Source organism: Mesobacillus subterraneus (assembly GCF_023715485.1).
GTDB lineage: Bacteria > Bacillota > Bacilli > Bacillales > Cytobacillaceae > Mesobacillus > Mesobacillus subterraneus_B.
In genome coordinates, this window is sequence record NZ_JAMBOF010000024.1 from 1 (window position 1) to 19,061 (window position 19,061).

Annotated in this window: 18 protein-coding genes and 1 rRNA gene; all 19 read right to left on the reverse strand. The window is 44.8% G+C overall.

The genetic code is table 11. From position 1 onward, the window contains the following. Positions 1-76, reverse strand: a 16S ribosomal RNA gene (locus M3204_RS21795); the annotation flags it as partial. Positions 77-476: 400 nt separating this feature from the next. Continuing rightward, positions 477-1,961, reverse strand: a complete 1,485-nt coding sequence (lysS, locus tag M3204_RS21800; RefSeq protein WP_251487922.1) for a lysine--tRNA ligase — start codon at positions 1,959-1,961, stop codon at positions 477-479. 226 nt (positions 1,962-2,187) lie between these two features. Further along, the gene (gene dusB / locus M3204_RS21805; protein ID WP_251487925.1) at positions 2,188-3,192 is read right to left on the reverse strand and encodes a tRNA dihydrouridine synthase DusB; all 1,005 of its coding nucleotides are present in this window, start codon (positions 3,190-3,192) and stop codon (positions 2,188-2,190) included. A gap of 208 nt (positions 3,193-3,400) precedes the next feature. Next, a complete protein-coding gene (locus tag M3204_RS21810) occupies positions 3,401-3,604 on the reverse strand; it encodes a helix-turn-helix domain-containing protein (protein ID WP_251487941.1) in 204 nt (67 codons plus the stop codon). Beyond that, complete coding sequence (gene folK, locus M3204_RS21815; protein ID WP_251487944.1) at positions 3,556-4,083, reverse strand: 2-amino-4-hydroxy-6-hydroxymethyldihydropteridine diphosphokinase; 528 nt, start codon at positions 4,081-4,083, stop codon at positions 3,556-3,558. The genes M3204_RS21810 and folK overlap by 49 nt, the downstream gene beginning before the upstream one ends. Positions 4,084-4,085: 2 nt before the next feature. Further along, positions 4,086-4,445 carry a dihydroneopterin aldolase gene (gene folB / locus M3204_RS21820; RefSeq protein WP_251487961.1) on the reverse strand — a complete coding sequence of 120 codons (360 nt, stop codon included), beginning with the start codon at positions 4,443-4,445 and terminating at the stop codon, positions 4,086-4,088. Further along, complete coding sequence (gene folP, locus M3204_RS21825; protein ID WP_251487965.1) at positions 4,438-5,283, reverse strand: dihydropteroate synthase; 846 nt, start codon at positions 5,281-5,283, stop codon at positions 4,438-4,440. The genes folB and folP overlap by 8 nt, the downstream gene beginning before the upstream one ends. Beyond that, complete coding sequence (pabC, locus tag M3204_RS21830; protein ID WP_251487967.1) at positions 5,276-6,154, reverse strand: aminodeoxychorismate lyase; 879 nt, start codon at positions 6,152-6,154, stop codon at positions 5,276-5,278. The genes folP and pabC overlap by 8 nt, the downstream gene beginning before the upstream one ends. Further along, complete coding sequence (gene pabA / locus M3204_RS21835) at positions 6,154-6,744, reverse strand: aminodeoxychorismate/anthranilate synthase component II (protein WP_251487969.1); 591 nt, start codon at positions 6,742-6,744, stop codon at positions 6,154-6,156. The genes pabC and pabA overlap by 1 nt, the downstream gene beginning before the upstream one ends. Then, positions 6,741-8,141, reverse strand: a complete 1,401-nt coding sequence (locus tag M3204_RS21840) for an anthranilate synthase component I family protein (RefSeq protein ID WP_251487972.1) — start codon at positions 8,139-8,141, stop codon at positions 6,741-6,743. Before M3204_RS21840 ends, pabA begins: the two co-directional genes overlap by 4 nt. A gap of 189 nt (positions 8,142-8,330) precedes the next feature. Then, positions 8,331-9,257, reverse strand: coding sequence for a cysteine synthase A (gene cysK / locus M3204_RS21845; protein WP_251487975.1), 927 nt, complete (start codon positions 9,255-9,257; stop codon positions 8,331-8,333). Between the two features lie 451 nt (positions 9,258-9,708). Further along, a complete protein-coding gene (locus tag M3204_RS21850; protein WP_251487978.1) occupies positions 9,709-10,593 on the reverse strand; it encodes a peptidyl-prolyl cis-trans isomerase in 885 nt (294 codons plus the stop codon). Positions 10,594-10,614: 21 nt separating this feature from the next. Beyond that, positions 10,615-11,493 carry an Hsp33 family molecular chaperone HslO gene (gene hslO / locus M3204_RS21855; protein WP_251487982.1) on the reverse strand — a complete coding sequence of 293 codons (879 nt, stop codon included), beginning with the start codon at positions 11,491-11,493 and terminating at the stop codon, positions 10,615-10,617. A gap of 138 nt (positions 11,494-11,631) precedes the next feature. Further along, positions 11,632-12,408: a type III pantothenate kinase gene (locus M3204_RS21860; protein WP_251487984.1), complete on the reverse strand. Its 777-nt coding sequence runs from the start codon at positions 12,406-12,408 to the stop codon at positions 11,632-11,634. 488 nt (positions 12,409-12,896) lie between these two features. Beyond that, positions 12,897-14,867 (reverse strand): ATP-dependent zinc metalloprotease FtsH, encoded by a 1,971-nt coding sequence (ftsH, locus tag M3204_RS21865; RefSeq protein ID WP_251487987.1) that lies wholly within the window; start codon positions 14,865-14,867, stop codon positions 12,897-12,899. Between the two features lie 118 nt (positions 14,868-14,985). Continuing rightward, positions 14,986-15,525 carry a hypoxanthine phosphoribosyltransferase gene (gene hpt / locus M3204_RS21870; RefSeq protein ID WP_251487990.1) on the reverse strand — a complete coding sequence of 180 codons (540 nt, stop codon included), beginning with the start codon at positions 15,523-15,525 and terminating at the stop codon, positions 14,986-14,988. A 24-nt stretch (positions 15,526-15,549) separates the two neighbouring features. After that, entirely contained in the window at positions 15,550-16,935 is a 1,386-nt protein-coding gene (gene tilS / locus M3204_RS21875) for a tRNA lysidine(34) synthetase TilS (protein WP_251488113.1), read from the reverse strand. 189 nt (positions 16,936-17,124) lie between these two features. Beyond that, positions 17,125-18,204 carry a serine/threonine-protein kinase gene (locus M3204_RS21880; protein WP_251488116.1) on the reverse strand — a complete coding sequence of 360 codons (1,080 nt, stop codon included), beginning with the start codon at positions 18,202-18,204 and terminating at the stop codon, positions 17,125-17,127. After that, a complete protein-coding gene (locus M3204_RS21885; RefSeq protein ID WP_251487993.1) occupies positions 18,173-18,910 on the reverse strand; it encodes a vWA domain-containing protein in 738 nt (245 codons plus the stop codon). The genes M3204_RS21880 and M3204_RS21885 overlap by 32 nt, the downstream gene beginning before the upstream one ends. Positions 18,911-19,061: the final 151 nt, after the last annotated feature.

Genomic DNA, 19,061 nt, shown 5'->3' on the forward strand with positions numbered 1-19,061 from the left:
TGAAGATCCGCTCGACTTGCATGTATTAGGCACGCCGCCAGCGTTCGTCCTGAGCCAGGATCAAACTCTCCAATAAAGAGTTATGAGTTAGCTCATAAGTTAAAACGTTGGCTCATGATCTTCTATATAATAGAAGCCATGAAAATTAATTGTTTGTTGACGCTTGTTTGTTTAGTTTTCAAAGAGCAATTTGTTTTTTGCTGCTCCGTCAGAAGCAACTCTTATATATTATCAGGTTGAAAACCCAATGTCAATAAGTTTTTTTATTTCTTTGTTGCTGACTAAGTAGCTCGTAGCAACAGATATAAATATAGCATCTTTATAATCCCAAGGCAACATGTTTTTGTTATTTTATTCTCCATAATTAAAAGAAAGATAATTCATATTACTGTGTTCAAATCTGCTCAGAATTGATAGGTGTGCTCAGAATAGAAAAGGGCAAAGCAACAATGTCGCTTCGCCCTTCCTTCTATCTATTAACGGTGACGCATTAGCGGGAACAGTAGTACATCCCTGATTGATGGTGAATTTGTTAAAAGCATTACTAAGCGGTCAATACCGATACCAAGCCCGCCAGTTGGAGCCATACCGTATTCTAATGCTTCGATGAAATCATCATCCATTTCGTGTGCTTCATCGTTTCCTTGTTCTTTTTCTTTCAATTGAGCTTCGAAACGTTCTCTTTGGTCGATTGGATCGTTCAGCTCAGTAAATGCGTTCGCATGCTCCCTTGCAACGATGAACAATTCGAAGCGATCTGTGAATCTTGAATCTTCATCGTTCTTTTTAGCCAATGGAGAAATATCAACCGGATGACCGAAGATGAATGTCGGCTGAATCAAGTGTTCTTCTACCTTTTGTTCAAAGAACTCATTTACAATGTGACCATACTGCATGTGCTCAGTAATTTCCACACCGTGCTCCTTAGCTAACGCGCGGGCTTCTTCTGTGCTCATCTGTGGCCAGAAGTCCACTCCTGTATATTCTTTGATTGCGTCTACCATGTGAACCCTCTTCCACTCAGGCTTCAGGTCTATTTCATACTCACCGTATTGAACAGTAGTTGTACCAAGGACATCCTCGGCGATGTGGGCAACCATGTTTTCAGTGAGTGACATGATGTCGCGGTAGTCAGCGTAAGCTTCATAAAGTTCAAGCATCGTGAACTCAGGATTGTGTCTTGTAGAAATACCTTCGTTACGGAATACGCGGCCGATCTCATACACTTTTTCCAAACCGCCAACGATCAGGCGCTTCAAGTGAAGCTCGATTGCGATACGCATATATAACTGCATATCCAGAGCGTTATGGTGAGTGATGAAAGGACGGGCAGAAGCTCCGCCGGCAATGGAGTGCATTAATGGCGTTTCTACTTCAAGGTAGCCTTGTCCATCTAAATAACGGCGCATCGATTGGATGATGCGGCTTCGGTTAATGAACGTATTCTTGCTTTCGCTGCTTGTGATCAGGTCAAGGTAACGCTGGCGATAGCGCTGCTCAACATCTTTAAGGCCGTGGAACTTTTCCGGAAGCGGACGAAGTGCCTTCGACAGGAACACGAAGTTTTGAGCCTTAATGGAAAGCTCGCCAACTTTCGTTTTGAATAGCGTTCCTTCTACACCAATGATGTCGCCAAGGTCAGCGGTATCAAAAACTTCATATTGGTCTTCGCCGACTGCATCCTGGCGAATGTAAATCTGGATTTGGCCAGCAAGGTCCTGAATATGTGCGAAGCCCGCTTTACCTTTTCCGCGCTTAGTCATGATTCGTCCAGCTATTTTCACCGAAACATTCTTTGCTTCGATTTCTTCTTTTTCCATTTCTCCGAACTCGCTGATCAGCTGATCAGTCAGGTGTGTGCGTTCGAATCGTTTACCGAATGGATCCATGCCCTTTTCCCGCAATGAATTCATCTTTTCCCGTCTGACTCTGAGCTGGTCATTTAATTCTTCATGACTCATGTCGCCTTCACTCCAATATATAAATAAATTTATTATGTAATCCTAGTATGTTGGGTGGATACTTTTATTATTTTACACAAACTATCGTGTTCAGACATTAAAAATCTCTGAATTAAGCTTGTTAGGGCGAAAAAAACGCTAAATAGAATAAAAACTGCCAGTTTTATACCACTGGCAGTTGCATTAATAAAGGTATTATAGGAAATGTCATTGTGAATGTCAATTTTTATCCAACTTGATGTTCTTTTTCTTCACTTGCTGCATCAACTTCATCAGCAAAGTTAGTCAATAGGCCTACAAGCTGTTCTCTAGTATCGCATTCATTTATTTGATTACGGACTATAGCATTGCCTCGGATTCCTTTTAGGTACCAGGCTGCATGCTTGCGCATTTCACGTACTGCGACATTCTCATTTTTCAAAGCAATTAATCGATCAAGATGAAGGATGCTGACATCGATTTTCTCGCGTGCATTTGGCTCGCCCATCAATTCGCCCGTTTCAAGGAATTTAACAGTACGATAGATCATCCATGGATTACCAAGTGCTGCACGGCCAATCATTACTCCGTCTGCACCAGTTTCATCTAGCATTCTTTTTGCGTCCTGAGGTGTTTCTACATCGCCATTGCCGATGACAGGAATATTTACAGCCTGCTTTACATCACGGATGATATCCCAGTTTGCTTTTCCTTCATACATTTGTACACGTGTACGGCCGTGAAGGGCTACGGCTTTTCCGCCAGCTCGCTCTACAGCCTGGGCATTCTGGATCGCAAAAATATGATCCTCATCCCAGCCCATACGCATTTTAACTGTAACTGGCTTTTCAACAGCATCAACTACAGCAGATACCATTTCATAGATTTTGTTCGGGTCAAGCAGCCATTTAGCACCTGCATCACATTTTGTGATTTTCGGAACCGGGCAACCCATGTTGATATCAATGATATCCGCATTTGTATTCTTGTCCACATATTGTGCCGCTTGCACCAGTGTTTCCTTCTTGCCGCCAAAAATTTGCAGGCTCAGCGGCTTCTCTCGCTCATCTATATATAACATATCTAAAGTTCTATCGTTTTGAAAAACAATTCCCTTGTCGCTGACCATTTCAGCACATACAAGTCCAGCGCCGAATTCTTTGACCGTCAGGCGGAATGCAGAGTTGCAGATACCGGCCATCGGTGCAAGAACGACCTGGTTTTTCATTTCGATATGGCCAATCTTAAGCACGTTATTCCTCCTTCTGGATCTTTCACTATTATAAAAAGGCTGTTTTCGCATAGATTGTTGTTTTTCGTGCCAAGTTATCATCCCGCATAGCTCTTAACTTCGAGAGGAGATTTCTGAACAAGGAACGCATTTCTAACTCGTAAAAATCCAAATGCCGATTTTTACTTGTAGAAGCAACAAGGTTTACGAAAAGAGCCTATATAAATCCTCACTGTGGGGTTAATTCTTCTATACTGACATCCAGGAATCCAGCGATTTTTCCGATCAAGCTTTCATCAGGCATCCTGTTGCCTCTTTCGATCTCGCCTAAAATCGAAACCGATATGCCAAGCTCTTTTGCGAAGCTTTCCTGTGTGAAACCCTTCAGTTTTCGATAAGCGCGAATACGTCTTCCCCATTTTTCCGCTTCCATATTCGTACTCCTTCTTTATCTGGTATGCTTTGTAAACAGGATTTCAGCGGCTCCTTCATTGTGGGGAGCATGATGTTTGGATCTATCTCAAGTAAAGGAAGGATCACAAACGCACGTTCACTCATTCGAGGGTGCGGAAGTGTAAGCTTCTCTGTTTCAATATTCTCTTGATTATACACCAAAATGTCAAGGTCTAACGTTCTCGGACCCCAGCGCATTTCCCTTTTTCTCCCAAGTTGTTCTTCGATATTAAGGCACACATCCAGAAGCTCGAACGGTTTTAGGCTTGTCATTACTTGGATGGCCATATTCAAGAATTGATCCTGATTTGTATATCCAACCGGATCAGTTTCATAGATTGATGAAGTATTTACCACTGTGATATTTTCGTGGCTTTCAAGGTGGAGGATTGCTTTTTTCAGATAATCTAACCGGTCACCCATATTGGATCCCAGCGCAATATACGCTTTATTTTCCACTCTTATCTGCTCCTTGTGATCTCGACTGCGACTGATTTGTAATGCCCTGGAATCGGCGGGTCTGGCTTGATCACTTTTACATGGCAAGCTTCTACTAACGAAAAACTCTCGAGGATGGTGTCCGCAATCTTTTCAGCCACGGTTTCTACCAGTTTAAAAGGTTCGCCCTCCACTATTCCCTTGCAGGCCTGGTACAGTTCTGCATAGTTGATCGAATCCTTGAGGTTATCGCTTTTGCCGGCCTTCGAAAGGTCCAGCTCTACCGTCAGGTCGACGCCAAAACGCTGGCCTAGCTTTGTCTCTTCTGGGAAAACTCCGTGATAGCCGTAAAACTCCATTTGGTTCACATGTATCTTATCCACTGAAATCACCCTTTCCAATAAGAGCGTCCATCATCTTGGCCATCCGCGACATTTCTTTTACGTCGTGAATGCGGACGATTTGGCAGCCCTTCTGAATGCCGTAGCATACAGTTGCTCCGGTTCCTTCCGTTCTCTCTGTAACCGGCAGGTCCAGAACGCCTCCTATCATCGATTTTTTCGAGGTGCCAAGCAGTACCGGATAGCCAAGTGAGACAAGCGTATCAAGGTGGCGCATCATCTCAAGATTCTCCTTAAGGTCCTTTGCAAAGCCAATCCCGGGATCGAGGATAATCTGTTCGTCACTGACGCCTGCTTTTTTTGCAATCGTGATGCTTTCATATAAGTCATTGAGGACATCCCTGATGAAGTTATTGTAATTGCAATCATTACGATTGTGCATCAGGATGATTGGAACACCGGTTTCCGCAGCTACATCGGCAATTTCCGGGTCTGCCTTCGCTCCCCAAATATCGTTTATGATCACCGCTCCGGCATCTACCGCACTTTTTGCTACCTTCGACTTATACGTATCAATCGAGATTGGAATTTGTAGCTCTTTTGTAATTGCTTCAATCGCAGGCACTACCCTGCTGATTTCTTCTTCATCCGAAATCCTTTCGTAGCCCGGCCGTGTCGATTCGCCGCCGATATCTAAAATATCCGCTCCATCCTCGATCATTTCTTTAGCATGTGCTTCGGCATTTTCAAGATGGCTGTACTTGCCGCCGTCTGAAAAAGAATCCGGAGTGACATTCAAGATTCCCATTATTAAAGTTTTATTGGTGTAATCCAAGGTATATGGACCAGCCTTTATTAAGGTCGATTGTCCCTTACTCATTCGCAAGCCCTCCATTCAATTGTGTTCTGCTCCAAAGTGTTTCGCGATGTGATTCATACTGTTCAAATAGCTTTTTTGCGATTACTCCTGCTTTTCCCGGGTAATTTCCACTTGAGAAAGTGGTCACTGGGACAATTTCCTGGATCGAGTTCGTCAGGAAGATCTCGTCGGCTGCTTCCGCTTCTTCCTTTTTGTAAAATCCTTCACGTACCTCGATGCCTGCCTCACGGGCAACCGCAATCACGAACCTGCGGGTAACACCGTTCAAGATGCCCGTCTCAATTGCCGGTGTGTAAAGAATGCCGTCCTTATACCAAAAAACATTCGAAACGATTCCTTCAGAAACATACCCATCTTTAGTCAGGAAAATCCCTTCGGTGTCCAGTGCGGCACCTACCTCCCGCTTGGCGAGCACATTGTTGAGATAGTGGTGCGACTTCAGCCGTTCCGTCCCTTCAGGGGTGTTCCGTTTTATATCAAGCACTACCGCTTTTTTCTCGGACATTCCCTCAGGAGATGACAAAGGCTTTGAAAAAATAACTACATTCGGATTTGTATAGCTTTCCGTCTGCAAGCCGATTTCGCCATTACCAGCGGAAACATTCAGGCGAATGTACGCATTGCGGAAAGCATTTTTAACTAAAAGTTCATTCAGGATCCTAGCCATTTCCTCACGATTAAATTCTGCATCTATATTCAGAACCCGCAAGCTCGCATTCAGCCGCTCTAGATGGTCATCCAATAAAAACGGATGGCCTTTATAGATTCGGAACGTTTCGAAGACGCCCAGCCCATATAAAAACCCATGGTCAAAAGGAGAGATCCGCACTTCTTCCTGTTTGGCAAATTCCCCGTTGATGTATACGTACATTACAGTTTGACTTCCTGTTGCAGCTTATAATACGAGATAAAGTTCCGCAGCAGCTGCTTTCCAGAAGTCGTCAGGATAGATTCAGGATGGAACTGGACTCCTTCAACCGGAAGTGTTTTATGGCGGATGGCCATGATTTCACCTTCCTCTGTCCATGCTGATACTTCCAGGCATTCAGGAAGAGTCTCTTTTTTTACGATCAACGAATGGTATCTTGCGGCAGGAAAAGGATTTTCCAGGCCAGCAAAGATTGTTTTGCCGTCATGGTAGACCATCGAGGTTTTCCCGTGCATGAGCCTTTCCGCGCGGACGACATCACCGCCGAACACCTGGGCAATCGACTGATGTCCAAGGCAGACACCGAAAATCGGCGTCTTTCCGGAAAAGTTCTTGATCGCCTCCAGGCTGATGCCCGCTTCATTCGGGCTGCACGGCCCAGGCGAAATCATCAGGAACTGCGGGTTCATTTCTGCGATTCCCTTAATTGAAGTCTGGTCATTGCGGATGACCTGGAGCTCCTCGCCCATTTCCCCAAGATACTGGACTAAGTTGTATGTGAACGAATCATAATTATCGATCATTAAAATCATGCTTCACCCTCCGCAAGCTCTTTTGCCTTCCATAGAGCAATTGCTTTCTTTAAGGATTCTCTGTATTCATTTGCCGGAACGGAATCAATGACGACACCGGCACCTGCCTGGACATGTGCCATTCCGTCTTTGACGAGCATCGTTCTGATGATGATATTCAATTCCATATTACCGTTAAAGCCTACCCAGCCTAAAGATCCAGTATATGGACCGCGGCGCACCGGCTCAAGTTCTTCAATGATTTCCATCGTCCGGACTTTCGGGGCACCGGTAATCGTCCCCCCAGGGAAGACTGCATTGACTACATTGAACCAGTCATGCCCTTCTGCAAGCTCGCCCCTCACATTCGAGACGATATGCATGACATGCGAGTATTTTTCAATCGCCATGAATTCATTTACTTCAACAGTTCCGTACTTGCACACCCTGCCAAGGTCGTTCCTTTCGAGATCGACAAGCATGACATGTTCAGCACGCTCCTTTTCGTTCCCAATCAATTCATTGGCAAGCGCTAGATCCTCTTCATCGGTGTTGCCTCTCGACCTTGTGCCTGCGATCGGCCTCGTGCTGACTTCCAAACCTTTTATTTTCGCTAAAAGTTCAGGTGAACCGCTGACGAGCTGGAAGTCTTCCGTATGCAAATAGCCCATATATGGAGAAGGGTTCAGTTTCCGAAGCTGCCGGTAAATTTCAATCGCATCAGTTTCGATTGGCTTCGACTGTCTGACGGATAGATTCACCTGGAAGACGTCACCCTGCGAAATGTATTGCTGGACTTTCTCAACGGCTCCGATAAATTCAGCCTCATTCACGGAAACTTCTAAATGATCGGCGGCTGGCTTTAACGCTTTTTCAGATGGTGCTTGTGCATCAGTCTCCCAGCGCTCCTTCCACTGAGATAGCCTGTCCTCTGCCTGGATTTCCTGCCCCTGTTCAGCCAATGCCATCAGCCATAACGTTTCTGTCTGATGGTCAAACACAAACCATTCTAAAAATAGCTGAAAATACACTTCCGGAATCCCCGAATCGTCTTTTGCAAATGCAGGCAGTTTCTCGATGTAGCGGGCATAATCGTAGCTGAGGTAGCCAATCGCACCGCCTTGGAAATCCGGGAGCCCTGCCACTTCTGCAACCTGGTATTCTTCCATTTGAAGCTTCATTAACTCAAGGGGGTTCCCCTCATGCGTAGTCGTTACTGCATCACAGCTAACGGTTAATTTGTTATCTTTCCCTGAAAAAATAACCTTCGGGTCGAAGGCAGCGATGCTGTAGCGGCCGCCCCTCCCGCTTTCAAGGATGACATGCTCTTTATATTGTTGTGCAATATGATCATATTGATGAAAAAAACGTGAAGCTGTATATGGAATCGTCAATGATTGAATGCTATAGTGCGGCAAGCTTTTCACTCCTATTTTTTTCTCTTAATCCATCATACATGATGAGGAGCGCGCTTTCATTTTTAAATTATAAAATTTAAGCAGTTATCATAGAATTTGTTGATTTTCTCGTTTATAAACGGACGTGAAGCTAACTTTTTTCCTAAGAAAATAAAAAAGAGACAGGCTCGAAGCTTGCCTCTCTCATGATTAATCTTCAAATTGATAAAGCGGTGTGCTCAGGTAGCGTTCGCCGTTGCTCGGGATGATTGCGAGAACTTTCTTGCCTTTGCCGAGCTTTTTCGCGGTTTCCAATGCTGCATAGATGGCTGCTCCGGAGGAAATTCCGCCGAGGATACCTTCTTCTTTGGCTGCGCGGCGAGCAAATTCAAATGCTTGCTCGTTTTCCACCTTGATGATTTCATCGTATACTCTTGTGTCAAGGACACCAGGAATAAAGCCTGCTCCAATTCCCTGGATTTTGTGTGGCCCAGGCTTTCCGCCAGATAAAACTGGAGAGTCGGTAGGCTCTACCGCGATGATTTTGATATCCTTGTACTTTTCACGGAGGACTTTTCCGGCCCCGGTGATTGTTCCGCCAGTTCCGATTCCGGCAATGAACGCGTCTAACTGATCACCCATCTGCTCAACGATTTCTGGTCCAGTCGTTCTTTCGTGAACGGTCGGGTTTGCTTCGTTTTCGAATTGCTGCGGCATGAAGTAGCCATGCTCTTTTGCAAGCTCTCCTGCTTTACGGATCGCTCCGCCCATTCCTTCAGGCCCCGGAGTCAACACAAGATTTGCTCCATAAGCGCGCAGCAAGTTCCTTCGCTCCATGCTCATTGTTTCCGGCATGACGAGGATTGCTTTGTACCCTTTAGCTGCAGCGACCATCGCAAGGCCGATACCGGTATTTCCGCTCGTTGGTTCAATGATCGTATCACCTTGTTTCAGTACTCCCTTAGCCTCAGCGTCCTCAATCATCGCCAAAGCAATCCGATCCTTTACGCTGCTTCCAGGATTCATATATTCAAGCTTCAAGTAAACATCCGCACTTTGATCATCCACAAGCCTGTTTAATTTAACGATTGGTGTCTGGCCGACTAACTCATTAATTGAATTTGCAATACGTACCATTTTACCCACCCCTCCAACTTTATTCCGACTATGTTAATTGGTTTTATTAAAATTTACCAGTACTTCTGACCGATGTCAATCAGATTGCTTCGACATTTCCAAAAATCAGTCTTATGCCCATCCTTTTTAAACTATCCTTTTTCATAGTGCCCTAAACAGAAGATTGGCTGATAGTGACTATATAAGAAAAGCGTAAGCGCCTTGGTCAGCCCCGACAAGCGCTGGAGGGCCGACCGATGAAGTCGTTCTTTGACTTCATTGGGCGGACCGAAGCGACTCGAGGGGCTAGGCGCTGGAGGGCCAACCGATGAAGTCGTTCTTTGACTTCATTGGGCGGACCGAAGCGACTCGAGGGGCTAGGCGCTGGAGCTGGACACTAATCTTAGTACAAAAGTTTATACTTTCTTAGCCAGTAAAAAAAGCACCAGTCTACATAACCGGTGCCACTCCATTATTGCTTCTCGCTGTCACCATAAAACCAGCTTACTTCCGCGTCATTCCAAAAAGCCCGTGCAGAGACCGGGATGTCCATTTGCTCGAGAGCGATCTGTCTGCGGATTTGATTTTTCACTTCTTCAAAAGCATATTTCTTCCCTTCAAGTCTTTCGTGAAGGTAAATGATCGCATAGCCATTCTCTACTTTGACTGGACCTGTCCACTCTTCAGGTTTCAGCGATTTCGCCGCCTCGACAACCTGAGGAGCCACCAGTTCATCTTCTTCATTGATGAATCCGATATCTCCACCCTGGTTAGCAGAAAATTCATCGGTCGATCGCTCCATCGCCATCGCAGCAAAACTCGATCCTTCCTTCAGTTCTTTCACAGCTGAGTCAGCCTCTTTTTTCGTTTCGACAACTATTTGCGAAAGAAGATAGGATGCCGGAATATCAAACAAGCTATTATTTTGTTCATAATATGCCTTCATATCCTCTTCCGACACTTTTACATCCTTTGTTAAAAGTTCTTCGAGCAGAAGGCTGTATTTGATTTGCTGCTTCCATTTATCTTCGGTTTTAGGTCCATTGCCTGCGGAAGAATACATCGCTTTATAAATGGTCAGTTCCCGATCGACCGCCTTGTCTGACACCTTGATATCGTAGTCGTCAGCCATTTGCTTGACTACTTCCTGGTCAATCAGATCCCTGAGCGTTTCTTCCCCGTATCTTTCTTCTAGCTCGGTAAGCCATTCCTGCCGGGAAATCGTTTCCCTGCCAATCTCCGCAACCGATTCTTTATTCCCTTCAAGGAAGGCAGGTTTGACTAGCAGCAGCACGAGCGTTATGACATTCAACATGGCCAACCCGGCAATCACATACCAAAGCTGCTTTTTTTCCACTTCTCTTCCCCCAGAAACTGCTTATTTTGCTTCTTTCTCCATCTCTTCCAGTTCTTCTTTTGTAAATAGGTATTTTTCATTGCAAAAATGACAGTGAGCTTCTGCCTGGCCGTCTGTTTCAATCATATCTTGAAGTTCTGCAGACCCAAGACTGATCAACGCAGTATGGAAGCGTTCTTTAGAACAATTGCACTCAAATGACACTGGCACCGTTTCTAGCACCTTAACATTTTCTTTGCCTAATAATTCTTCCAGCAATTCTTCAGGAGACAACCCTTTATCAATCAATTTAGACACCGGGGGAATTTCCTTTAATCGATTTTCAATAAACGCAATGGTCTCATCCTTTGTTCCCGGCATCAATTGAATGATAAAACCGCCTGCAGCTTTAATGGAATTATCAGGATTAACGAGAACGCCAACACCAACCGAAGAAGGAACTTGTTCCGATGTCACGAAATAATAAGTGAAATCCTCGCCTAACTCACCGGAAATCAACGGCACCTGCCCTGTAAAATAATCACGCATCCCAATATCTTTTACAACTGAAAGGGTGCCGTCTGTTCCAACACCTCTTCTTACATCCAGCTTTCCATGCTCATTTAAATCAAAGTGGACATGAGGGTTCGTTACATACCCTCTTACTTCTCCACGCGCATTGCTATCAACCAGAATAGGCCCTAAGGGTCCCCCACCTGCAATCTTAATGGTTAGTTTCTCATCACCTTTAAGCATGGCACCCATCATCAAACCGGCACTCATGGATCGGCCTAGAGCCGCGGAGGCAACCGGCCATGTATAATGGCGGCGCTGTGCCTCTCCTACCGTTTCTGTACTTTTGACTGCATAAGCCCTAATCTGCCCATTAAAGGCAAGAGCCTTAACTAAATAATCGCTCATTATTCTACTCCCTTCGTGCTGTTAAAAGCTATAATCGGATAGATAGTTTTTTTACATTAGCTCTTTTCGTAAACTTCGCCCTTCCCTAAAGGTTCAAATCGTCATTAAGGAAGCGTAAAAATCTCGGCAAGAGCTAGTCTAAATGTTTTTTTCCATATTACGCTTATAGATAAGCTGCAGACCTTTTAGTGTTAAAAATGGGTCGACGACATCAATTACCTTCGATTCCTGGGCAATCAGGTTTGCCAGCCCGCCCGTCGCAATCACCTTGGCAGGAACTGCACTCTTATCTTTCATCCGTTTAACTATTCCCTCTACCTGTCCAACATATCCATATAAGATGCCTGCTTGCATCGCTGAAACTGTATTTTTGCCGATCACATCATCCGGTCTGCTGATTTCGATCCTCGGCAGTTTGGCAGCCCTTGAATAGAGGGCTTCCGTGGATATGCTGATTCCAGGGGCAATCGCACCACCCATGTATTGGTTATGGTCATTGATGTAGCAATAGGTTGTTGCGGTTCCAAAATCAACGATGATCAGCGGGCTGCCATACTCATGGATGGCCGCGACAGCATTGACAATTCGGTCAGCACCGACTTCCCTCGGGTTTTCATATTTTATGTCGAGACCTGTCTTAATGCCAGGGCCTACTACTAAAGGCTTGATATGGAAGTACTTTTGGCACATTCTCTCTAGTGAGAACATGATTGGCGGAACAACCGAAGAAATGATGATTCCATCTATATCTGAAAAAGAAAGCTGGACATGGTCAAAAAGATTTTTGATGATCATGCCAAATTCGTCTTCTGTTCTGTGGCGGTTTGTCTCTACTCTCCAATGGTGTTTTAACTCTTCCTGGTCATAAACACCTAACACGATATTTGTATTGCCGACGTCAAAAACAAAAATCAAGCTACTCACCAACTTATCAATAGTTTTCTGAATCAATACTGCAAATATCATAACATAATCACTAGAAATTCACTAAATAAAGTCAATCCTGAAAAGACGGCGCATAAGAAAAGCGCAAGCGCCTTGATCAGCCCCTACAAGCGCTAGAGCTGGACATTTCTCGGAATGAAATTTTATACTTTCTTAAATCAAGGCTCTGTTAAAGCCTAATGTTGTTTTTAATACCTGTTGATTGTAGTGGAAGGCGCGTAGACTCCTCCGAAAATGCTAACGCATTTCCATCGTGCGTGGGCAGGTTCGAGGAAGCTCAATCAATGTCCTGCGGGCTTAGCTGGTCAGATGAGACCCCGCAGGAGCGAAGCGACGAGGAGGCTCAGCGCCAGCCCCGCGGAAAGCGAAGCGCCTGGAACGAAAATCAACAGCCTAGTTTAACAGAGCCTAAATCAAAATAAGCAGGTACCCTCAAGAGGGTACCTGCTTCATGTAATCTATTCTTTTGGATTTTCGTCAATTGCCTTCGGATCTTCGATGATTGAGTCGATTTTCTTATCAGTCTCTTCGATCGCAGGCATTTCATCCTTTTTCGTGTTGATCGTCACTTTCATGTCATCCTTGGCAATGCTGACACTGCGGTCAGGAAGACGTCCGTGATCCACTAAATGCTTGATTTGTTCTGCATCAAGAGTCTCAATCTCTAACAATGTGTTCGCGATCAAGTCTAACTTATCGCGATGCTCTGTAAGAAGTTTTTTCGCTCTTTCATAGCTTTGTTTGATAATGCTCTGAATTTCAAGATCGATTTCATACGCAATCGCGTCAGAGTAATTTTGGTCATTGTTCAGGTCACGGCCAAGGAACACCTGTCCCTGTGCCTGGCCAAACTGCATAGGTCCCAGTTTGTCGCTCATACCGAACTCAGTCACCATTTTTCTGGCAATGCCAGTTGCGCGCTGGAAGTCGTTATGTGCACCCGTGCTCACTTCGCCAAAGACGATTTCTTCAGCAACACGGCCGCCAAGCAGGCCGGTAATCTTATCAAGAAGCTCTGGCTTTGTCATGAAGTAGCGATCTTCCTTCGGAAGCATGACAGCATAACCGCCCGCCTGTCCGCGAGGTACAATCGTTACCTTGTGAACCATTTCTGCCTCATCAAGGACAACCCCGATGACTGTATGGCCAGCTTCATGGAAAGCAACTATATTTCGTTCTTTTTTGGAAATGACACGGCTCTTTTTAGCAGGTCCGGCAATAACACGGTCTGTAGCCTCATCAAGATCGAGCATGTCAATTTTCTTCTTGTTTCTCCGTGCTGCAACGAGTGCAGCTTCGTTTAACAAGTTCTCAAGATCCGCACCAGAGAATCCTGGAGTACGTGCAGCAATACTCTTCAAGTTAACTGATTCATCTAGCGGCTTGTTTCTTGCATGGACTTTCAGAACAGCTTCACGGCCTGTTACATCCGGGCGGTCCACTGTGATCTGGCGGTCAAAACGTCCTGGACGCAGCAATGCAGGGTCAAGGATGTCCGGGCGGTTAGTGGCGGCAACGATAATGATACCTTCGTTCGCACCGAAACCGTCCATTTCAACAAGAAGCTGGTTAAGCGTCTGCTCACGCTCATCGTGCCCTCCGCCAAGTCCAGCGCCACGCTGGCGGCCAACAGCATCGATTTCATCTATAAAAATGATACATGGAGCATTCTTTTTAGCTGTTTCAAATAAATCACGTACACGAGACGCACCGACACCGACAAACATTTCAACGAAGTCGGAACCACTGATCGAGAAGAACGGTACGCCCGCTTCCCCTGCAACAGCACGTGCAAGCAATGTTTTACCTGTTCCCGGAGGTCCGACCAAAAGTACTCCTTTTGGAATGCGCGCTCCAAGTTCAGCGAATTTGCGTGGATCTTTAAGGAACTCAACTACCTCGACAAGCTCTTGCTTCTCTTCATCTGCGCCCGCCACGTCTTTAAAGCGGACTTTCTTCTTTTCTTCGTTATAAAGCTTTGCTTTGCTCTTTCCGAAGTTCATAACACGGCTTCCGCCGCCCTGTGCCTGGTTTAATAAGAAGAAGAACAGGATGAAAATGATAATGAACGGAATAATGGACGTAAAGAACGTTACCCATCCGCTTGTTTCCTTAGCTGGTTTAATCTCTACGTCTGCTTGAGCAGCCGTTTCTTCAATGCGGCTCAGGGTATCTGGATTGTTCCAGACATAAGTAATGAACCCTTTTCCTTCTTCTTGCCCTTTAAGCTGGCCTCTTACCTCATACACCCCTCGCTCAGGCTGTAATGAAAGGTCTCCCTCAACATTGCCTGCTTCCAGTTCCTGCATGAATTTATCGTAAGAGATTTGTTCTGTCGGCTGGTTATTGCCGTTAAAGAAGCTCACTACTCCGATAATGACTAAAAATATCAATAAATAAAAGATGGTATTACGGAATATCCGATTCATCCCTTACCTCCTCCCACGGTAGACAAACTATATTAAATAGTATCATAGCAAATTATGCTAATACAAGAAATTAACATTCAGAATATTTTGCAGTTATTCAAAATGGATTTCTAACCGTTTATTTTGTATAGACTTCTGGCTTCAATACTCCAATGTATGGCAGGTTGCGATACTTCTCAGCATAATCAAGGCCATACCCGACTACAAACTCATCCGGAACGATGAAGCCAACATAGTCCGCCTGGATATCAGCTTTTCTTCCTGTCGGTTTATCCAATAGCGTTACAATCTTGATTGACTTCGCCTTGCGGTATCTGAAAAGCTCTACAAGGTAGCTCAGCGTCAATCCGCTGTCGATTATGTCTTCAATGATCAGGATGTCTCTTCCTTCTACAGAAGTATCTAAATCCTTCAAGATTTTAACCTCACCAGATGATACAGTGGAGTTGCCGTAGCTTGACACGTCCATAAAGTCCATTTCAAGATACGCGTCGATCCGCTTTAATAAATCACCCATAAAAGGCATGGCGCCTTTTAGGACTCCGATCGCAAGCGGAAAGCGGTCCTTGTATTCCTCAGTTAACTGAGCCGCCAGCTGCTTTGTTTTTTCCTGTAGTTCTTCTTCTGTAAATAATACCTTTTCAATATCATTTTTCATGATTATTGTGCCCCCTGGAAGATATCAATGCTTTATATAAGTTAATAGTAATAACCTGTTACCCTCTTTGCTTGCTTCATGGTGCGATTTTTTCAAACCCGGAAGCCAGAGTATGATGCCTTCCCGGTCGGTTATAACCGGCCATTCATCCCTTTGTGCCAAAGGGATCTTTAAATCGATAAAGATATCCTTTACCTTCTTAGAACCCGCCATCCCTTTCAACGTCATTCGGTCGCCATTTTGCCTCGTCCGGACGAACAATGGAACCCCTGATTGCTCCAGGTCAACGATGAACTGGTCTTTAGATGCAAATCTTCCATGAACATCATTGAGCAATTGGGCCTCAATCACATCACCATTCGGCAATATTACCTGATCTGTTCCAGATAGTTCGAAACAATAGCTATGCCTTTCAGGTGGATTCAGTTGAAAGTGGCAATTTCCATACGATCGTATGATTCTTAAACCGCTGGGGAAATCGAGTGTTCCTGATGGATGGGGATTGCGAATTATTGAAAATATTTTTTCAATATGTATAGCGGAAAGAGAAGCAGGTCGCTCTTTGTAAAGATAATTTAATATTAGTTTAATCCCTCTCCTTTGTAAAGGCATTGGCATTGCCCGAAAGGAACTAATATCAATTGTTATCTCACCGGCCTCTTTCATCATTACTTTATTCAATTTTTCGGTTGTTAATTCAATAAGATATTCTTCATCCATCTGCAGATCGTCGCTGAATCGCTGGAAGTGCTCATGTACAGCTGGATTCTCTTCTTTTAGGAACGGCAAAATAGTTTTCCTGAAACGGTTCCTGCTGTAGTATTCCTTATCATTGCTGGGATCTATTCGCGGTGTGAGCAGATTTGCTGCACAATAATCTCCCAGATCCTCTTTTGTCAGACAGAGAAAAGGACGGAAGAGTATATATTCCCCAAAACTACGTGAAAAAGGAATTCCAGCCCGGGCCTTTCCTGAACTGCCCCTAGTCAGCCTCATCAAAACCGTCTCTATCTGGTCATCGCCATGGTGCCCCAGTGCGAGATATTGCAGACCATGACTTTTCATTACTTCCCCGTAAAAGCGGTAGCGGCAATCACGGGCAGCCTGTTGCGAGCTCAAGCCTGTCTTGCCCATATATTCCGGGACATCCACTCTTTTCATTTCGAAGGGAATTTGGCGTTCTTCACAAAACCCTTTTACAAAAAGAGCGTCTTGATAGGACTCGTCTCCACGGAACATATGATCAACGTGGACAGCCACTAACTTCAGGGAGCGATTCTCCCGCTGCTCCCATAAATAATGAAGCAGCGCAAGTGAATCCGGACCTCCTGATACTCCTACTGCAATCGCTTTGTTATTAAGCTGAAAAGCATGCCTCTCGAGAAAAGCATTCACCTTAGATTCGATCATCATCGTACTTCCTTACAGGCATTGCCGGTTTAAGACTATACCCATGCCGGCAAGCGATTAATCTTCTAATTCAATCCGTTTGTTATTTTTCAGCTTAACACTTTTAAACCCTTATTATCAAAAAGAAACACGCATTTAAAAGAAACTATTCCTTTATTACGGAGCAAGCAGCAAAAGGTTTCAAAAAAATTATGTTATTTGGCTATAAATATAAACAAAATATAAAACTGAGATGACGATGATAATGGTGACAGTTTCTAAAAGGGATGAACTCTTCTTACTTTTCTTCTTGTTGTAGCTATTCCTCGTTTGCCGTGCGGTTCCATTGGCTGCCATACTATGGCTCATCGGTGAATTTGCTGTTGACCGCTGTTGCCCTTGTTTGCCTGTAGTCGTTCTTTGCTGTTGCCGCCCCTGGTTTCCTGATGTCGTTTTTTGCTGTTGCCTCCTGCTCCTTGAGTAAGTATCTGGCTGGTGGATTTGTAATATTTCTTCCCGCATCTCCCTTGCGGAATGATATTTTCCTGTTAACGCGTTGAATATCACTGTTTCATATCTTTTCAGATTAGGGCTTTGCTTTACTTTGCCAATGATTTCACCGATTCCGCCCGAAACTTTGTTGAACCTTTTTGGATATGCTGTGTTGACCATGATCATTCCAACCGCAAACAAATCATACCCTGGCTCTGCCTTTCGGCTGCCCAGCCCCCAATAGCCCCTGTCGAAAAACTCTGTGAACTCCTTGATGGAACGCCCTTGCAATGTTGTTCCTCCGACATCGATACAGCGAATCCTCGCAGGCGGCCCAGTCACGATTAAATTATCCGGCTTCAAGTCGCCAAACACCCAGCCGTTCTCATGCAATAACTGCAGATCAGCCAAAAGCTGCAAAACCATGACTCCTGTCCAATCCGGTCCCTTTTGCTGCAAAAAAGTGAGGAAATCCGGTCCCTTGATGAATTCCATTACGTAAAAGCTTACCATTTTCCCCGGCCGCTCCCAATCATCTACATCCAGCAAAGAAGGCCCGAGGGCAGATCCCTGGACCTTGGCAAAAGACTTTAATACATTGACCTCCGAAGTAATCGACATTCCGTTGTCACTCATTTTCAACGCAACCTGAGAATTGTTGTACCTGGCCAGATAGACAATCCCATTCGCTCCAAAACCAAGCTCTTTAATAATCGTATAGCGATTGTGATGCCATTTCCCTTGAATGATCGTTCCGGGAATGACTTTACACAGATTCTTCAAAGAAGGATTCATCATCACGGGACAGAAGGCTCCTTAAAGATCGTTTTTTATTAAAATAGGATAATGCTTCGCGAAGGGCAGGTCCTGTTGGAGTTATTCCTCCAGTCGTCAGCTTGGCAAAAATGCTTGTCAATGACTCAAGCTTCGGTGTCCAGTCCAGCAATTTTTCGACATCATTTCGTTTCCCGGGAAATACAAACACCGAAAACCGATTGTCTCCTGATCTGGCATTCAGGCTTAAACTCAGGTCCAGCAAGGCTTCTTTTACAGTAGGAAGCTTGTGCTTCATGCTCGCGCTCGTATCGACAAGAATCAACACATCGAGCTCAACTGTCTCACCCAGCTCATCCACGACCTCCATGACTTCACCGCGCTGCTCAGGAGGCAGGTCCTCCACCGTTTTCCCACCGCCCAGGATTTGCTGGAGTTCCTTATTAACGACACCCTGGAGAGTCTGGGTCATCGCTTTCCTGGTTACCATCTGGACAGTCTGGGAAAGCTGCTGTGCATAGACAATTTGGCTCACACCCCCGCCCGAAAGCGCAATCCCTTCTATTTCTCTCATACCCTGGTCATCTATGACATCCTGCTCCATTACACCAATAACATTAACCGTGATTCCTTGCTCCTTTGCCAACGCAGCCATTGCAATCGGGTCTTCTCCCTGGTTGGAACAGCCATCTGTGATGAGTAAAATTTGTTTGATTGTACCTGTCTTCATGAAATCCCCTCCACATCCAGGCCATTTCATTCAATTTCTGTTTTACAAGATTCATAAACAGCAACTGTTGAGAAAAAGCCTTGATAAATTTGTTACCATTTTCGACGAAGTAAGGAGGAAATATACATAAAGTAAATGCAGATTGCCCAAA

Bases quoted from the DNA above. Each gene is read 5' to 3' on its own strand.
- M3204_RS21885 (WP_251487993.1), bottom strand. From the start codon at position 18,910: ATGAAGACAGGTACAATCAAACAAATTTTACTCATCACAGATGGCTGT.
- M3204_RS21810 (WP_251487941.1), bottom strand. From the start codon at position 3,604: ATGGAAGCGGAAAAATGGGGAAGACGTATTCGCGCTTATCGAAAACTG.
- lysS (WP_251487922.1), bottom strand. From the start codon at position 1,961: ATGAGTCATGAAGAATTAAATGACCAGCTCAGAGTCAGACGGGAAAAG.
- pabA (WP_251487969.1), bottom strand. From the start codon at position 6,744: ATGATTTTAATGATCGATAATTATGATTCGTTCACATACAACTTAGTC.
- M3204_RS21880 (WP_251488116.1), bottom strand. From the start codon at position 18,204: ATGATGAATCCTTCTTTGAAGAATCTGTGTAAAGTCATTCCCGGAACG.
- hpt (WP_251487990.1), bottom strand. From the start codon at position 15,525: ATGAAAAATGATATTGAAAAGGTATTATTTACAGAAGAAGAACTACAG.
- tilS (WP_251488113.1), bottom strand. From the start codon at position 16,935: ATGATCGAATCTAAGGTGAATGCTTTTCTCGAGAGGCATGCTTTTCAG.
- folP (WP_251487965.1), bottom strand. From the start codon at position 5,283: ATGAGTAAGGGACAATCGACCTTAATAAAGGCTGGTCCATATACCTTG.
- hslO (WP_251487982.1), bottom strand. From the start codon at position 11,493: ATGAGCGATTATTTAGTTAAGGCTCTTGCCTTTAATGGGCAGATTAGG.
- pabC (WP_251487967.1), bottom strand. From the start codon at position 6,154: ATGTACGTATACATCAACGGGGAATTTGCCAAACAGGAAGAAGTGCGG.
- cysK (WP_251487975.1), bottom strand. From the start codon at position 9,257: ATGGTACGTATTGCAAATTCAATTAATGAGTTAGTCGGCCAGACACCA.
- ftsH (WP_251487987.1), bottom strand. From the start codon at position 14,867: ATGAATCGGATATTCCGTAATACCATCTTTTATTTATTGATATTTTTA.